The sequence below is a fragment of the Pseudomonas sp. UBA6699 genome, from assembly GCF_002454615.1.
Taxonomy (GTDB): domain Bacteria; phylum Pseudomonadota; class Gammaproteobacteria; order Pseudomonadales; family Pseudomonadaceae; genus Aquipseudomonas; species Aquipseudomonas juntendi.
This window is the reverse complement of the sequence record NZ_DKJF01000102.1, coordinates 34,208-51,479: the sequence shown is the minus strand read 5'-3', so window position 1 is coordinate 51,479 and position 17,272 is coordinate 34,208. Positions and strand designations below refer to the sequence as shown.

The following is a 17,272-nucleotide window of genomic DNA, read 5'->3' as shown; positions in this document are numbered from 1 at the left end:
CCGCAGCGGCATCGAAGCCAGGTGCAGCACCTGGCTTGCCAGCATGAGGCCGGTAACAGCAGCACAAGCCTAGCGGGCTTTTACCGTCATCTCGCCTTGCCCATCACCCACCGCCTGCAGGTTCGGCCGATACATCGACTCAACCTGCGGCGGCGGTATGCGGTAGGTGCCCGGGGTCACCGCCCGCGCCAGGTACAACAGGTGCGTGGTGCCATAACCGTCGAGCTTGAGCGCCGCCACATAGCGGTCATCACGGTACTCCTGATGCACCACGCTGGCGTTCTGCATCGATTCGCGCCATTCCTTCACCGCAGTGCTGGCGTTGTCCAGGCTGGCGGCACTTTGCGCCAGGTTCTGGTTCTCCAGCTCCAGGCCAGCCGGCAGCAGGTCCACTACCAGCGCGTCGGGCACGCGGTCCTGGGCCTTGAGCGCCAGGTGCACCAGGACCAGATCGCCACTGCGCAGGTTGTGCAAGTCCAGTGGCTGGCCATTCATGCCCAGGTATTCGCGGCGGATCTGCATGCCGTTACCGCCGGCGGCAGGCGCCTGGCGCGGGTAGCCAGACAATGTCAGTTGCTGGTAGAGGGTCGCGCTGCCTTCATTCTGCACGCTCAGCGGCGAGGCCAGCAGCGGGCCCTCCAGCTTCATGCCAGACTCGGCGTTGTTCAATTCGCGCACTTCGCCGGCACTGTCCAGGCGCGCCTGCCACTGGCCCTCGGGCTTGCCCAGCAGGCCACGGCCGGCGAGGAACAAGGCATTTCGCTCCTGGGTCGACAGCCAGCGGTTGGCCGACAGTTCATCCGACAGGGCAAACAGACGCTGGTCGACCTGGTTGGTGGCCAGGTTGCTTTCCTGCAGCAGCGCCAGGATCAGCGCCTGATCACGCAGCGGGCTGCCATAGTCAGCCATCCAACCTTTGCTGCGGCTGATGCCAAGCCCGGCTTGCAGGGCTTGCTGGGCACGCGGTTTGTCGCCCATCTTGTCCAGTGCCACCGCCAGTTGCACCAGCGGCAGCCCAGAGCGGGCATCGGCCCGGCGCTCGAACAAACCACGCAACGCGCCCAGCGGCGCTTGCTGGCTGCGCGCGAGCACCAGCGCGGCATAGGCCTGCACGGCGAAGCGGGTATGTTCGGCGTTTTCGCTGTAGTCGACCTCGATCAGGTTGCGCTCCTGCAGGTAGCGCAGCAGGCGCTCGCTGGCCTTCTTCAGCGCTTCGGCCGGTACCCCATAACCTTGGTCGCGGGCCCGCAGGAGGAAGTCGGTGACATAGGCGGTCAGCCAGTATTCCTCCTCGCTGTCCGAACTCCACAGGCCAAAGCTACCGTTGTAGCGCTGCATGCCCAGCAGGTGCTCGATGCCCATCTCGATCTTGCGCTTGCGCACATCTGCCGGCTCACCCTTGATGCCCAGGCGCTTGAGGCTTTGGGCATCGGCATACAACGACGGGTAAAGGCCACTGGTGGTCTGCTCCAGGCAACCGTACGGGTACGCCTCCAGCGCGCGGATCTGCTCGGCCAGGTTGAGCGGTGGCCGGCTCGACAAGGCCAGGCTGGCTTCCAGGCCCGCCGGTTCGAAGGCCGCCAGGTCTGCTTCGGGCAGCGTCCATGGCTGGTCCTTCAAGGCCACGCGGTAGTGCTTGAGCATCGCCGGGTAGGCAGGGCGCACGCCCAGCGCCCACTCGCGCTCGAAGGCGGTGCTTGGCTCGTTGGGCAGTTGCAACCCGGTGACACGCACCCGGACCTTGCCCTGCCCCAGGCCGCCCTGGGCCTGCACTGGAATCAGCAGCGTCGAGCGCTGGCCTTCGGCCAGGGCCACGGTATGCAAGGCATTGGCGGCCAAGCTCAGTTGCCCTTCGCTGCTGACTTCAACCTGCAACTGCTGGGCCCGGCCCGACAAGTTGGCCAAATCCAGGGCCAGGTTGGTGCGGTCGCCGCCGGCGAGGAAACGCGGTGCCGACAGCTCGGCGATCAGCGGCGCAGCGACTACCGTCTTGCCTTCGGCCATGCCGAAGTGGTCGTCGGTCCAGGCTTGGGCCATCAGGCGCAGTTCACCATTGAAGTCGGGGATATCGACCGTTACCTGGCCCTGGCCGTTGTCATCCAGGGTAACCGGCACGCTTTGCTGGGCGACGATGGTCACCGTGGTGTTGGGGCGCTTGCCCCCCTTGGCCATGGCCGCGTCACCGCCGAATGCCAGGCTGGCCAGGCGGCCTTGCCCGGCCTCGATCAACTGGCCGTAGATGTCCAGCTGGTCGGCACCGTAGGCCTTGCGCCCGAACAGGCTGGCGAACGGGTCAGGGGTCTTGAAGTCGGTGATATTGAGAATACCTACGTCCACTGCCGACACCAGCACATGCACTTGCCGCGGCACACTACCGTCGGCGTTGGCGGCCTTGACGTTCACCGTCAGCGGCTGTTTGGGGCGCATTTTCTCAGGGGCTTGCAGGCTCACCGCCAGCTTGCGGCCGGCGCGGTCCAGCGGCAGGTGCAGCACACCGACCGAACGCTTGGGCGTGGCATTGGCCTTGCGCTCGCCAGGGCGGATTACCAGCGCACTGATGTACAGGTCGTGGCGGGCCCAGGCCTTGTCCAGTTGCACGTCGAACGTCTTGCCCTCGGCGGGCACGTCGATTTCCTGCCACCACAGCGGGCCGTCACTGGACTCGATCATCAGGTAACCGCTGCCCGCAGCCGGCGGGGTCACGGTGACTTTGGCCAAAGCGCCATCAGCATAGGCCGGCTTGTCCAGCGCCAGTTTGACCTGGTCGGGGCGTACGGCACCGCCTTCGGCGTTGTCCTGGGCACGGTAACCGGCCCAGAAGCGCTCGCTGGACACCAGGCCGGTCTGCGGGTCTTCCACCTCGACCCGGTATGGGCCCCATTCCACCTGGAAGCTCAGCTTGGCCGTGGAGCCGGCCTTGACGCTGACCGTCTCTTCGCTCTGGGTCAGGAACTTCTCGTTGTAGGCATAGCTCCAGCCATCGCTTTGCGAGTAGTTCCAGTAGTAATCACGGCGCTCACGCACCAGGCGCACCTTGAGGTCGTTGGCCGCCAGCTTGTTGCCGTCGTGGTCGGCCACCAGTACCTCGAACTCCACCGGCCCGTCGCTATCGGTTTCCTCACCGTCAAACAGGCCGCGCAAGCCTGGCAGGCGCTCGCCCGGCCAGATCGTCTGTTCCAGGCGCCGGGTGATCGGCCGGCCGCCGGACTCCTGCAAGCTGGCCTGCACGGTCAGTTGCAACGGCGAGCGGGCTTCGGCCCAGCGGCTTTCGATATCGACCACGGCCTTGCCCGCCTGGTCGAGGGTGACTTCATCCAGCTCCAGGTCCTGGTTCAGTTCGGTTTCGGTGACCGAGCCGAACTGGTAACCCGGCAACGCCGGCACCGCCTCGCGCAAGGGGCGCACGTAGGCTTGGCCACTCAGGCGGTTGCCGGCCGCCGGAGCGCCGTACAGGTAACGGCCAGTGACCTGGATACGCGCGTTTTCATCCGGTGACAGTGGCTGGCTGCTGCCCTTGAGCTCCAGCGCAAGGCGCTCGGGCAGGAAGTCTTCAACCAGGAATTCATAGACCTGCTGGCGCCCACCGCCGAGGTCGAGCAACAGCTGCCAGCGACCGGTGGGGGCCTCGCTGGCCAGCTGCAACTGGTACTGGAACAGGCCATTGGCATCGGCCTCCCAGACGAACTTGCGGCTGACCTGTTCATCCGGGCGGCGCACTTCCACGTTCACCGGTTGGGCCTTGACGGGCTTGCCGTCCTGGTCACGCAGCAGGCCGTTGAGCAGCACTGTTTCGCCCGGGCGATACAGGTCGCGCGGGCCGAAGATGAACAACTGCAAGGGGTTGGCCTGGGGCCCGGTGATGTCGAACTCGGCGAGGTCCAGCGCGGCCGTGTTCAAGCGCAGCAGCGTGGTGTGCACACCCTGGGTGGCGATCAGGGTGTCGGCCTTGGGCGTGATCGGCAACTGGGCGTGGCCCTTGCCATCGGTGGCGGCCTGGGCCAGCAGCTTGCCCTTGTCGTCATGGATTTCCAGGTTGACGCCGCTCATGGCCTTGCCGCCTTCCAACGCCTGGGCGAATACGTCCAGGCGGTCACGGTAGCGGTGCGCGGAAACGCCAATGTCGCTGAGGGTGAACAGGGTGGCCGGCTGCGAGTAATCGTAGGTGCCGGAGGCACGCATCACCGCCAGGTACACGCCAGGCGCCTGCAGCGGCTTGATGCCAGCGATGGGCAGCAGCACGGTCTCGCGCGTGTTGCGTGCCGGGTTCAGGTCGAAGCGGCCACTGTAGACCAGTTCGGCCATGTCCAGGGTTTCCTTGGACTGGTAGTAGTACAGGCTGCTGTTGCGCCCCCAGCTGGCCAGGAAGTTCGAGAGCATCTCCGGCTTGACCCGGAAGAATTCGACATCGACCTTGTCGACGTTCAGGGCGATGACCGGCAGGCCCTCTGCCAGGCGTGTGGGCAGCAGCGAACCGCGGCTGGCGAAGCCGATGGTCGGCTGCATGTCGCGGGTTTCCAGGCGGGTCACCGACTCACTGGCCAGTTGCTCGCCGTTCACCGCCAGCAGGCCTTTGTCCACGGTCAGCACCAGCTTGCGCTGGGGTTCGAGGTGGCGCAGGCGCAGCTCCATCTGGTTGTCGGAGAGCTCCCAGGCGCCATCGAGTTTGCCTTTGACGGTATCGACCAGGTGCACTTTGGTGGCGAAGTCCTGCTTGGCATCCAGCGGGGCAGAGAAGCTGATCGACAGCGTCGCGGCGCCGTCGAGCTGCACTTCGGAAACGTCGAGCACAGTCAGCTCGCGGCCTGCATAGCGCTTGGCGAGCACAGCAGGGTCTTCGCGTTTGGCAGCGGGGGCCTCGGCGGCCGCGGTGGCTGCCGGCTTCTCGGCCGGCGCCGGTTTGTCCGGCGTGGAAGAGTCACAGGCACTGAGCAAGGCCAGCGCGCAGGCCAGCAACAATCCTTTGTTGAACATGGAGTAGGAACTCTTTGGCAGCGGGTACTTAAGGGCCGCAATTATAGCTGGCCGGAATCATGTTCGCGCGGTTTGCTTGCCTGGCCGTTACACTGTGCCCATTCAGAATAGCCCACAAAGGCCTGCGTACGCCGATCAATGTGGGAGCGGCCTTGTGTCGCGATTGGGCTGCGCAGCAGCCCCAGATTCCCAGGGACCGCAATGACTGCACTGACCGCCGACTGGCGCCACCGCCCCACCCACCACAAGGTCTGGGCGCTGGCCGCGCCGATGATCCTGTCCAACATCTCCGTGCCCTTGGTAGCCCTGGTCGACAGCACTGTCATCGGCCACCTGCCCCACGCCCACCAGTTGGGCGCAGTGGCCGTGGGCGCCACGTTGTTCACGTTCATGATCGGCCTCATGGGCTTCCTGCGCATGGGGTCCACTGGTTTCGCCGCCCAGGCCGCCGGGCGGCGCGACGGCGCGGCGTTGCGCCAGGTGCTGGTTCAAGGGCTGCTGCTGGCGGTCGGCTTCGCCCTGTTGATTGGCCTGCTGGCCATTCCCTTCAGCCAATTGGCACTGCATGCGATGCAACCCAGCGACGCGCTGCAGCAAGCCACCGAAGACTTCTTCCACACCCGCCTGCTCGGGCTGCCTGCGGCGCTGGCCAGCTATGCCTTGGTCGGCTGGTTCCTTGGCACGCAGAACGCCCGCGCGCCGCTGGCGATCCTGCTGACGACCAACCTGCTGAACATCGCGCTGAACCTGTGGTTCGTTCTGGGCCTGGACTGGGGTGTGCTGGGTTCAGCGCGGGCCTCGGTGATTGCCGAGTGGAGTGCCGCCCTGCTTGGCCTGGCCCTGACCCGCCCGGCGCTGCGCGCCTACCCGGGGCAGGTCGCATGGGCAGCACTGAAGCACTGGCACGCCTGGCGACCGCTGCTGGCCGTGAACCGCGACATTTTCCTGCGCAGCCTGGCGCTGCAGTTGGTGTTCCTGCTGATCACCCTGCAAGGCGCACGCCTGGGCGAGGCGACCGTAGCGGCCAACGCATTGCTGCTCAATGGCCTGCTGCTGACCGCCTATGCGCTGGATGGGCTGGCGCATGCGGTGGAGGCACTGTGCGGCCACGCCATCGGTGCCGGTGATCGCCTCACCTTGCGCCGCTCGCTGGTGGTGGCCTGCGGTTGGTCACTGATCACCAGTCTCGGGTTTGCCGGGATGTTCCTGCTGGGTGGGCACCTGTTCATCGATCTGCAGACCGACATCGACAGCGTCCGCGCAGCGGCTTACCCGTACTTGCCTTACCTGGCGTTGCTGCCATTGATTGCGGTGTGGAGCTACTTGCTGGACGGTTTGTTCATCGGCGCCACCCGCGCGCGGGAGATGCGCAATGCGATGCTGGTTTCGGTGCTGATTGCGCTGCCGGTGGCGGTGGCCATGAGCGGGTTTGGCAACCATGGCTTGTGGTTGGCGTTTCTCGGGTTCATGGGGTTGCGGGCGGTGACGTTGGGGTGGGTGGGGTGGCGGTTGCAGCAGCGGGGGCTGTGGGTTGGCTGAGCGGGGATAGCCCATCGACCGGATAACGCGGCTCCAACTGTCATAGTCAGTAATGATCCACCTGCGCCGATCCTTGTCCCGCCTCCTATCCTGCGAACGGGATGTTCAAAGGAAATCGACATGGATCGTCGCGGCAATCACCGTTTGCGCCAAGGGCGCTTCTCAGAGCCGGGCAGACTGTATCTGCTCACAACCATTACTCGCCAGCGGTACCCCTTGTTCCGCAACCTCTGGTTTGCGCGCGCGGTGATCCGGCAGTTGCAACTCAGCGATCAGCAAGGCGACTGCCGGACTCTGGCCTGGGTATTGATGCCGGACCATTTGCATTGGCTGATCGAGCTTGGGCCAACCCATCTGAGCAAGCTCATGTGCGCCTTCAAGTCGCGGAGCAGTTGTGCCCTCTACCGTACCGGTGCTGCGCGCCAGCACATATGGCAGCCAGGCTTCTACGACCGCGCGCTGCGCAAAGACGAAGATGTGAGAGTTGCCGCACGCTATATCATCGCCAATCCCATTCGCGCCGGTCTGGTGCGCAAGGCGGGTGAATATCCACATTGGGATTGTGTGTGGCTGTGACAGCGCCGGTGAGGGCTTCGCCCTCATTTCGCGACACAAGGCCGCTCCTACAGGGATGAGCTGTAGGAGCGGCCTTGTGTCGCGATGGGCCGCAAAGCGGCCCCGGCATTTACGACGACAGGTATGACGACCGGGTCAGACCAAGCCGCAAGGCATCCAGATACTGCGTGCGCTCACGGGCCGTGATCTTGGCGCTGGCAACCTTGTCACGGTAGTGGGTCATCAACTCTTCGGGCGACAGGTGCACGTAGCGCAGCATGTCCTCGATGGTGTCGTGGGTTTCGATGCCCGCGTGGTACACGCTGCCATCGGCGTTCTGGTAGATGTTCACCGAGTCGGTGTCACCAAACAGGTTGTGCATGTCACCCAGAATTTCCTGGTACGCACCGACCAGGAACACGCCCAACAGGTAATCCTCGCCCTCCTGCACCGCATGCACCGGCATGCTGGTCTCGATGCTCTGCTCGTCGACGTACTGGTTGATCTTGCCGTCGGAGTCGCAGGTCAGGTCCTGCAATACCGCACGCCGCAGGGGCTCTTCGTCCAGGCGGTGCAGCGGGATGATCGGCAGTACCTGGCCAATGGCCCAGGTGTCGGGCAGGCTCTGGAACACCGAGAAGTTGCAGATGTACTTGTCGGCCAGCTTGTCGTTGAGTTCGTCCAGCACCTGACGGTGCGAACGCTGGCGCGCCTTCAACGAGTTGTGCAGGCGGCGGCAGACCGCAAAGTAGCACTGCTCGGCCAGGGCCTTCTCGCTCAGGGTGAGCTTGCCATCGGCATACTGCGCAGCCACGTCACCCATATAGTGGGTGGCACGCCAGTAGGTTTCGGTCACCATCTCGATGTCGGTCGGGCCAAGCAGGTCGACCAGCCACTGCACGGTCTCGGGCAAGGCTTCCTTGTTCTCGATGGTCGGAACCTGGTCGTTGTGCTTCTCGACGTCGGTCACCTGGATCACCAGCATGGCGTGGTGCGCGGTCAGCGAACGGCCGCTCTCGGAGAAAATGTGCGGGTGCGGCAGGCCCTGCGCATCGCAGAACTCCTTGAGCATGCCCACCACCACGCCGGCGTAGTCGTCCATGTCGTAGTTGATCGAACTGGCATTGCGCGAGTGGGTACCGTCGTAATCGACACCCAGGCCGCCACCCACATCGATGTGGTCCACCGGCAGGCCCAGCGCACGCAACTCACCGTAGTAACGGATGGCTTCCTTGAAGCCGTGCTGGTAGTCGGCCAGGTTGGCGATCTGCGAACCCATGTGGAAGTGCAGCAGGCGGATACCCTGGTCCAACCCGGCATCGCGGAAACGCTGGACAACAGACAGCAACTGCGCGGCCGACAACCCGAACTTGGACTTTTCACCCCCGGTGTCGGCCCACTTGCTCGAAGCCAGCGACGACAGGCGTACGCGCAGGCCAACCTGGGGTTTGACCTTGAGCTCGGCGGCCTCTTCGATCACCAGGGCCACTTCCGACTCTTTCTCGATGACGATGAACACATTGTGGCCGAGCTTCTGGCCCATCAGCGCCAGGCGGATGAATTCACGGTCCTTGTAGCCGTTGCAGACAATGGTGCCGCCTTTCGGCGCCAGCGCCAGCACCGCCAACAGTTCTGGCTTGGAGCCGGCCTCCAGGCCAATCGACACGTTCTGCGTGGCGATGATGTTCTCCACCACCGCTTCCTGCTGGTTGACCTTGATCGGGTACAGCGCGGTGTACTGGCTCTGGTACTCCAGGCGCGCGATATTGGCGTCGAAAGCGCCGGTCAGCTGGCGAACGCGGTCCTGCAGAATGTCGGGGAAGCGCACCAGCAAGGGCAACGACAAGCCGCTCTGGCGCAGTTCGTCGACCTGTTCGAACAGGTCGATCGGCGCGCTGTTCGGGCCGTTGGGGCGCACTTCGACGCGCCCGGCCTCATTGATGGCGAAATAACCAGCGCCCCAATGGCGGATGCCATAAACACTGCGGCTGTCGGCCACGGTCCATTGGCTACCATCGTCTTTGCGTGTGCGTCGTACGGACATTCAAGTCCCCTATAGATAAGTCGAAGACACTGCCCTGCATGCTGGCGGGCGCAGTGTAAAAGCCGAAAATGACGATTCGTCCGTGCCCCAGGGTAGACCCTGGCCACGGCAACGAGTTTAGAAAGCACTGGGCAAAAATGCGCGCCGGCTCAGCCGCCGGACTTTTTCGCCTTGAAGCCCTGCTTGATCAGCTCGGCGATCAGCAGCTCGACATGCTCGCCCTGGATTTCGATGACCCCATCCTTCACCGCGCCACCGGTACCGCAACGGCGCTTCAGGGTGGTGGCCAGCTCCTTGAGCTGATCGGGCGGCAATGGCACACCGGTGACGGTCGTCACGGTCTTGCCGCCGCGGCCTTTGCTTTCACGGCGCACACGGGCAATGCCATCGCCTTCGGGGATGACCTGCTGCTTGCAGGTACAGGCACCCACCGGCTGGCCACAGTCGGGGCAGTGCCGACCGGCGTCGGTGGAGTAAACGAGACCGCCAAGGGCGGCGAAGGAAGAAGCTTTCTTGGCCACTTTTGTTCCTCGGTGCAGAGGACAAAAACTGGTCGTACCTTGGGGATGAGGCCGACCGCGAAGCCCCACTCTGGCAGGGGCGGCGCTACTGCTGCAAGACATGCGGCAGCCCGAAAAGGGCGCGCAGTGTAACGATAAATGCGGCGATTGCTAAGTACAGGATTGCGGCATTTTGCGAATGTTTTGCGACTACCCGGGAACTGGGGCTGCTTTGCAGCCCTGTCGCGACGCAAGGCCGTTCCCACTAGGTCCTGCATACGCCGATCGATGTGGGAGCGGCCTTGCGTCGCGAAAGGACCGCAAAGCGGTCCCCACGTCATCCCAGGCTGGCTTTGTAGCGCTGCAACGCCGCCAGCGAATCCGGGCAATACGGCTTCATCAGGCTTTCTTCCTCAGCCTGCGCCAGGCCAATGAACCGCGCCTCGATCACCTCTTCCGGCTGCAACCGCAGCGGCGCATCCGACACCGCCGAATACACCGCACACCACAAACGGTTATCGGGCTGGTCAAAGTAGAACCGCTCATGAAAACGCAGTGCCGCGCCTTCAATGCCCAGCTCCTCGGCCAGTTCACGCGCCGCCGACTCGGCATACCCTTCGCCGGCCGTGACCATGCCACCCGCTGCCACATCCCAGTACCCTGGGTACAGCGCCTTGCTCAAGGTACGCCGGTGTACACACAACTCACCAGCACTGTTGAACAGCAGAATGAACGTGCAGCGGCCAATCAGGCCGCGCTCACGCAGCTCGGCGCGGGGCAAGGCGCCAAGTACCTTGTCGGCTTCGTCGACCCAGGTGACCAGCTCACGGTCGGAAGCCGCCCGGTGGGCGGCCTCGTTGGCGCTGATGGCCATGCTCAACCCTGCGACAGCAACTGGCGCAGGTCGATGACCGCCGCGTTGGCCCGGGAAATGTAGTTGGCCATGACCAGCGAGTGGTTGGCCCACATGCCGAAGCCGCTGCCGTTGAGCACCATCGGGCTCCACAGCGGCTCTTGCGAGGCTTCCAGCTCACGAATGATCTGCCGCACGCTGACCGTGGCATTCTTTTTCGCCAGTACATCGGCAAAGTCGACCTCGATGGCACGCAGCAAGTGCGACAGCGCCCAGGCCTGGCCACGGGCCTCGTAGAACACGTTGTCGATCTGCAGCCATGGGGTTTCCACCAGCTCTTCGTCCACTTGCGGCGCCTGGCCGGCAACCACCGACTCGGTCTTCAGCGTGGTGTTGAGCTTGACCCGGCCAACGCTGGCCGACAGGCGCTGCGACAGCGAACCCAGGCGGGTGGCGACGTCACCCAGCCAGTTGTTCAGGTTGTCGGCGCGGGTATAGAAGATCGCGCCCTTGTCGCCAGCAGCCAGACGGGTCTGGTAGCGCGACAGCGACTTGATGCCCTCTTCGAACTCCGACTCGCTCGAGGGCAGGATCCAGCTCTTGTTGTCGAAGTTGAAGCGCGGCTCGGCCTTGGCCAGGTCGGCGTCTTCGGTAGATTGCGACTGCGAACGGGCGAAGTCCTTGCGCAAGGCGCGGGACAGGTCGCGCACCTGGACCAGCACGCCGTACTCCCAGCTCGGCATGTTGTCCATCCACAGCCCTGGCGGGAAGCGGTCGTTGGAAATGTAGCCGCCCGGCTTGTTCAGCAGGGTGCCGGCCACGGTCTTGAGGGTTTCCACGGTGGTGTAGCCAATCACCATCTGCTGGCCATTGCGCTCGGCAGCAGCCTGGGCATTCTGCTGCACCGGGAACAGCGCAGGTTCCTGGCTCCAGTACCAGCCCAAGCCGATGCACACCAGCAGATACAACCCGATCAGGGTTCCCAGGGCTCGGCTCCAAAGGCCGCCAAGGTAGCTACGGGCGGCAGCGCCGCGGCCGTCGACACGCTCACGGGGCTCGGCTTTGGCCTCGCGGTTTTTCCAATCCAGCATGGCTTTGTCCTTAATCAGTCACGACGGTTCAGGGGCTTTGACCACAGGCCTGCGCCAGGGTGCCACGGCAAGCCCGCGTGGCAGCACTATAAAGCAGACACCGCCTTACGCATAAGCGACCAATCAGTCGGTAACTGAATATTCGTTCTGAACGCAATGTTGATACAGGGCACTCATGCGAGGGAAAAGAGCTGCTAGCATAGAGCCATCATTGCCCCTGCATATCCCAACCTACAAGTAGCCAGGTCATGAGCCAAGCCGTCGAGCCAAGCCCGCTGTGCCCCGACCCGCAACTGTCGCGTAGCGGCCTGCGCAAGGACGACTCCCTTGACGAGGTACTGGTGCCCCTGCGCAAGCCGGTGTACATCCTGTTGCAGGACCACGAGCGGGCCCAGCGCCTGGCCCAGCAACTGGAATTCTTCGGGCTGCTGGTGCAGGCGCTGCCCAACGCTGCCGCGTTTCTGGCTTCGGTCGGCGAATACCCGCCTGCGGCCATCATCATGGATGTCGACTTCACCGGCAGCGGCCAGGGCCTGCTGCTGGCCGCCCAGGTACAACACGGCCTGGCGCAGAACATTCCGCTGCTGTTCTTCAGCCACCACGAAGCTGACACACCGACGCGCCTGGCTGCCGTGCGCGCCGGTGGGCAGGACTTTCTGACCGGCAGCCTGGAAGCATCCAGCCTGCTGGAGAAGGTCGAATTGCTGACCAACGCCGGCCCGCACGACCCATTGCGAGTGCTGATCATCGACGACTCACGCACCCAGGCGCTGCACACCGAACGGGTGCTGGCCAGCGCCGGCATGCTGACCCGCAGCCTGACCGACCCGATCCGCACCATGGCCGAGCTGGCCGACTTTCAGCCCGACCTGATCATTCTCGACCTGTACATGCCGGCTTGCACCGGCCCGGAACTGGCCAAGGTGATCCGCCACAGTGACCGCTATGTGAGCGTGCCGATCATCTACCTGTCCGCCGAAGACGACCTGGACAAGCAACTGGATGCCATGAGCGAAGGCGGCGATGACTTCCTGACCAAGCCGTTTCGCTCGCGCCACCTGATCACCACAGTGCGCAACCGTGCGGCCCGCGCGCGGCACCTGAAGGCACGCATGGTGCGTGACAGCCTGACCGGGCTGTACAACCACACCCATATTCTGCAATTGCTTGAGGATTGCAGCTTCCGCGCCCGCCGTGAGCAGCAGCCGTTGAGTTTCGCCATGCTCGACATCGACCACTTCAAGAAGATCAACGACCGCCACGGCCACCCCATGGGGGACCGGGTAATCAAGAGCCTGGCGCTGTTCCTCAAGCAGCGCCTGCGCAAGACCGACTTCATTGGCCGTTACGGCGGCGAGGAATTTGCCATCGTCATGCCCAATACCGCGCTGGAGGCCGCCCACAAGGTGCTTGACGAGATTCGTCGGCGCTTTGCCGAGATCATCTACCCGGCACAGCCGCAGGATTTGCAGTGCACCTTCAGTGCCGGGGTGGTGCAGATGGATGAGGGGCTGGACGCGTTGACCATGGCCAGCGCGGCGGATGAAGCCCTGTACCGCGCCAAGCATGCCGGGCGTAACTGTGTAGTACGGGTAGAGCGCTGAAACGGCCCTGCCCGCGAGGAATCAGAAGCGCCATCAGATAGAGGCACTCTGCCACTTTTTTCTGACGCCAAGCCCTCGGCGTCATCATCCGGTCACACAATCGCAATAACTTCAGCCGCCTACCCCCACTCCCCTCCGCAGGAAGTTCGCGGCTATGCGCCTGAAGTGGCTGACCAATTTCAATACGCTGTTGCTGGTGACTGTGTGTTTCACCCTGGCCGCTACCCTGTGGTGGTCGCAACGGGCGCTGGAACGGCCCTATCAGCTGATGGAGCGCTACCTGGGCCTGTCCCAGCAGTTTCAGCAGCAGGTGGCGGGCAATATCCACGCCTACCTGGGCAGCGGGGATGCCCTGCGCCATGCCGCCGCCACGCAGGCCATCCAGCAACTGCAAGGCGCCCTGGCCGACTGGCCCGCCGAACTGGCGGCCAACCTGCGCCCCAGCCTGGCCAGCCTGCAGGCCTTCACCGGCAACGAGTTGCTGGCGGCCGGCAAGCTGGCTGGCGACCCGCAAGCGCTGCTGTTGCAGGCCGAACGGGAATTGGGGGCCAATTTCGAGCAACTGGCCGGATACGCCCGCGACAGCGGCACTGCCGAGGCCGACCGCTATTTGCTCCCGCTGCTCGACGCCAGCGTGCACCTGGGCCGGCTGGCACTGGCCCGCGACAAGCTGGTCAGCAGCGGCCGCCCGGAGCTTGCTGACGAAGTGCAGCGTGAGTTGCAACTGATCCGCAGCCAGGCACAGGCCATCGATGCCCTGCCTTTGCTCGGTGTCACCCGCGCTGCTGCCTCCGGTGCCGACGACTTCGCCGCCATGATGGGCCTGCAAACCCAGGCCAGCGCCCGGCAGGAAGACATCGCCGTGGGCCTGAAGCGTGAGCTGCAAAACCTGCTGGGCCGCTACCCGGCCGAATTGCAGCGCACGCGCGAACAGATCGAGCGCCGTGCCGCCCTGGCTGCCAGCACCGGCCAGCGCCTGGAAGCCGTACAGCAGGCCATCGCCGCGCTGGAACCGCTAGTGCGCGCCCAACATGGCCAAATTGCCGGCGAGGTGCGCATCATCCAGTGTTTGATGATCGCCCTGATCCTGTTCATCGCCCTGTTGATCGATACCCTGCAACGGCGCCTGGCGCGCACCCTGACCGGCCTGGCCCCGGCGCTATCGTGCTGGGCCGAGGGCGACTTCGCCCAAGTGATCGCCCTGGGCAAGACCAACCGCGAACTGCATGACATTCAGGCATCGCTCAACCGCCTGCGCCAGTACCTGGTCGAACTGGTGGGCACCATTCGCCACAATGCCGAGCAGGTCGCCGGCAGCAGCCATGCCCTGGCCGGCATGAGCGCCGCGCTGCACGATGGCGCCCACCGCCAGGCCGGCGATACCGGGCAGATCCGCGACGCCCTGGGCGAGCTGGAAGCCACCATTCAGCAAGTGGCCGGTGACGCCAGCGCTGCCGCCCATGCCAGCCGCGATGCCGGGCGTGCGGTGGAACAGGGCCAGGCGGTGATTGGCCAGAGCCTGTCGGGCTTGCGGGAACTGGTCGATGAGGTACAGGGCAATGCGCGCATGATCGAGCAACTGGCCGAAGAGTCGGCCACCATCGGCGGGGTGCTGACGGTAATACGCTCGATTGCGGAACAGACCAACCTGCTGGCGCTGAACGCCGCCATCGAAGCGGCCCGGGCTGGCGAGATGGGTCGCGGCTTTGCCGTAGTGGCTGACGAGGTGCGTTCGCTGGCGCAGCGCACCACCGGGGCTACTGGCGAAATCCAGGCACTGATCGACCGCTTGCAGCAGGCGGCGCGGGAGTCGGTGGCCGGCATGCGCACCCAGCTCGAACACGCCGAAACCACCGCCAACCAGGCCCAGGCCGCCGATGGCGCGCTGGATGAGATCGTCAGCGCGATCCGCACGATCGCCGATACGGCGGTACGCATTGCCGACGTCACCGCGCAACAGACTGGCGCGGTGAGTGAGATTCGTGATCATAGCGAGCGGATTCACGCGTTGGGTGAAGACAACCTGCAGCGCATTGGTGAAGGGCGTGAGCAGGGTGAGCAATTGCTGAGCCTAGGCGGGGAGCTGAGCAAGGCGGTGCGGGCCTTCAGGGTCTGAGGCCGGCACAGGCAATACACAAGTGGCGCCAGGTGTCGCCGTCCCTTTCAACCTGCGCCAACTCCGTTATCATGCCCGGCACGTTCCACCTCGCGAGTTCGCCATGCGCCGCCTGTTTTTCCTGCTGTTCCTGCTGCTGGCCAGCCCTGTCTTCGCCACCAGCCTGCTCGACAACCGCCCCAGCGCCACCCTCGGCGCCGCTTCGCTGGCCAACAACGCCGACTTCCTGCCAGTGCACGAGGCGTTCAAGCTCGACCTGATCCAGGCCGATGCGCATACCATCAAGCTGCGCTTCATCGCCACCGACGGCTACTACCTCTACCGCCACCGCTTCCAGTTCCACACCGAACCCGCCGACATCGCCTTGGGCACGCCGAACATCCCTAAGGGCGAGGCCAAGCACGATGAGTTCTTCGGCGACGTGGAGGTGTACCACGGCGTGCTCGATATCGAACTGCCGCGCAACGATCCGCGTGCCTTTACCCTGCTGGTGGGCTATCAGGGCTGTGCCGACAAGGGCCTGTGCTACCCGCCGGAAACCGCCCGGCTGAGCATCGATGGCGAAGCCGGCACAAACATCCCTGGCGCAATCGAACAGGCCTGGAGCTGGAAATCGCTGCTGCTGTTCTTCCTCGCCGGGGTCGGCCTGACCTTCACCCCCTGTGTGCTGCCGATGCTGCCGATTCTCTCCGGCGTAGTACTGCGCGGGCAGGTCGGTGGGCCACGCGGGCTGGCGCTATCGCTGGCGTACGTACTGCCAATGGCCGCCAGCTTCGCCGCACTCGGCGCGCTGATGGGCTTGTTCGGCGCCGGCCTGAACCTGCAGGCACGCCTGCAATCGGCTTGGGTACTGGTGCCCTTCGCGCTGTTTTTCGTGGTGTTCGCCCTGGCCATGTTCGGCCTGTTCGAACTGAAGCTGCCGCAAGCCCTGAATAACCGCCTGAACAACGTCGCCAACCACACCAAGGGCGGTTCGCTACTGGGCGCTGCAGTACTCGGCGTGCTCTCCAGCCTGCTGGTTTCGCCCTGTGTGTCGGCGCCCCTGGCAGGCGCGCTGCTGTACATCAGCGCCAGCGGCGATGCCTTGGGCGGGGCGCTCAAACTGTTCGCCCTGGGCCTGGGCATGGGCGCGCCACTGTTGCTGGTGGCCACCGGTGGCGCAGCCTGGCTGCCGAAAAGCGGCCCTTGGCTGAACACCGTGAAAAACGCCATCGGCGTACTGCTGCTGGGGCTGGCCATCGGCCTGCTCAGCCGGGTGCTGCCCGGCCCGGTAACCCTGTTGTTGGTCGGCCTGCTTGCCGCAGGCGTGGCACTGTTCCTCGGCGCCTTGGAGTTCGTGGTCAAGACTGCGCGCCAGCGCCTGGCGCAACTGCTCGGCCTGGCCTTGCTGGTATACGCGCTGGCTTGCTGGTATGGCGCCCTCAGTGGCCAGGGCGACCCGCTGCGGCCCCTGCCCGTGCCCAGCCAGGCGGCCAGCGCTGGCACTACCGCGGCCACAGCGCAGGCCTGGCAAACCATCACCACCCCGCAAGCCCTGGATGCCGCGCTGGCACAGGCCAAGGCAGCCGGCCAACCGGTGTTGCTGGACTGGTACGCCGACTGGTGCATCAGTTGCAAGGTCATCGAACACGAGGTGCTCAACGCCGCCCAGGTCCAGCCGCAACTGGCGGCGTTCAAGCTGCTGCGGTTCGACATCACCGCAAGCAACGCCGAGCAACGCTCGCTCCTTGACCGGTACCAACTGTTCGGCCCGCCTGCGCTGTTGTTCTTTGCCGCGAACGGCAGCGAAATTACCGCCGATCGGGTGATTGGCGAGATAAATGCCGGGGAATTCGCGCAGATTCTCACGCGCGTGCGCGGCAAACTCGGTCTATAACTTCCCGCGGGCCGGGAAAAATCCTCGATTAGGTGACCAGATTTAAATATTTGGTCACATACTTCGCGCGAATCTCGGACATCGTGCTGGCTATTGCCGGGAACTGGACACTTGCCGTCGCTT

Annotated in this window: 10 protein-coding genes; 5 read left to right on the top strand and 5 right to left on the bottom strand. The window is 64.6% G+C overall.

Annotated elements, in window-relative coordinates:
* Nucleotides 1-69: 69 nt before the first annotated feature.
* Nucleotides 70-4,971 carry an alpha-2-macroglobulin family protein gene (locus B3361_RS20045; RefSeq protein WP_182336571.1) on the bottom strand — a complete coding sequence of 1,634 codons (4,902 nt, stop codon included), beginning with the start codon at nucleotides 4,969-4,971 and terminating at the stop codon, nucleotides 70-72.
* Between the two features lie 201 nt (nucleotides 4,972-5,172).
* Between B3361_RS20045 and B3361_RS20040 the strand changes: the two genes are divergently transcribed.
* A complete protein-coding gene (locus tag B3361_RS20040; protein ID WP_054904345.1) occupies nucleotides 5,173-6,510 on the top strand; it encodes an MATE family efflux transporter in 1,338 nt (445 codons plus the stop codon).
* A 120-nt stretch (nucleotides 6,511-6,630) separates the two neighbouring features.
* Complete coding sequence (locus tag B3361_RS20035) at nucleotides 6,631-7,086, top strand: REP-associated tyrosine transposase (protein WP_054904346.1); 456 nt, start codon at nucleotides 6,631-6,633, stop codon at nucleotides 7,084-7,086.
* A 109-nt stretch (nucleotides 7,087-7,195) separates the two neighbouring features.
* Here B3361_RS20035 and speA read toward each other — a convergent pair whose 3' ends face one another.
* From speA to B3361_RS20015, 4 genes are all read right to left on the bottom strand, one after another.
* The gene (gene speA / locus B3361_RS20030; protein ID WP_029885908.1) at nucleotides 7,196-9,109 is read right to left on the bottom strand and encodes an arginine decarboxylase; all 1,914 of its coding nucleotides are present in this window, start codon (nucleotides 9,107-9,109) and stop codon (nucleotides 7,196-7,198) included.
* Nucleotides 9,110-9,258: 149 nt separating this feature from the next.
* On the bottom strand, nucleotides 9,259-9,630 hold the full coding sequence (locus B3361_RS20025; RefSeq protein ID WP_054904347.1) for a translation initiation factor Sui1: 372 nt from the start codon (nucleotides 9,628-9,630) through the stop codon (nucleotides 9,259-9,261).
* A 316-nt stretch (nucleotides 9,631-9,946) separates the two neighbouring features.
* Nucleotides 9,947-10,483, bottom strand: coding sequence for an NUDIX hydrolase (locus B3361_RS20020; RefSeq protein WP_054904348.1), 537 nt, complete (start codon nucleotides 10,481-10,483; stop codon nucleotides 9,947-9,949).
* A gap of 2 nt (nucleotides 10,484-10,485) precedes the next feature.
* The gene (locus B3361_RS20015; RefSeq protein WP_009685766.1) at nucleotides 10,486-11,553 is read right to left on the bottom strand and encodes a DUF2333 family protein; all 1,068 of its coding nucleotides are present in this window, start codon (nucleotides 11,551-11,553) and stop codon (nucleotides 10,486-10,488) included.
* 248 nt (nucleotides 11,554-11,801) lie between these two features.
* Here B3361_RS20015 and B3361_RS20010 point away from each other — a divergent pair, with 248 nt between their 5' ends.
* The 3 genes from B3361_RS20010 (at nucleotide 11,802) to B3361_RS20000 (ending at nucleotide 17,149) form a co-directional block, all read left to right on the top strand.
* Complete coding sequence (locus B3361_RS20010) at nucleotides 11,802-13,157, top strand: diguanylate cyclase (RefSeq protein WP_054904349.1); 1,356 nt, start codon at nucleotides 11,802-11,804, stop codon at nucleotides 13,155-13,157.
* A gap of 154 nt (nucleotides 13,158-13,311) precedes the next feature.
* Nucleotides 13,312-15,273 carry a methyl-accepting chemotaxis protein gene (locus B3361_RS20005; RefSeq protein WP_054904350.1) on the top strand — a complete coding sequence of 654 codons (1,962 nt, stop codon included), beginning with the start codon at nucleotides 13,312-13,314 and terminating at the stop codon, nucleotides 15,271-15,273.
* 103 nt (nucleotides 15,274-15,376) lie between these two features.
* On the top strand, nucleotides 15,377-17,149 hold the full coding sequence (locus B3361_RS20000; RefSeq protein ID WP_054904364.1) for a protein-disulfide reductase DsbD: 1,773 nt from the start codon (nucleotides 15,377-15,379) through the stop codon (nucleotides 17,147-17,149).
* Nucleotides 17,150-17,272 lie beyond the last annotated feature (123 nt).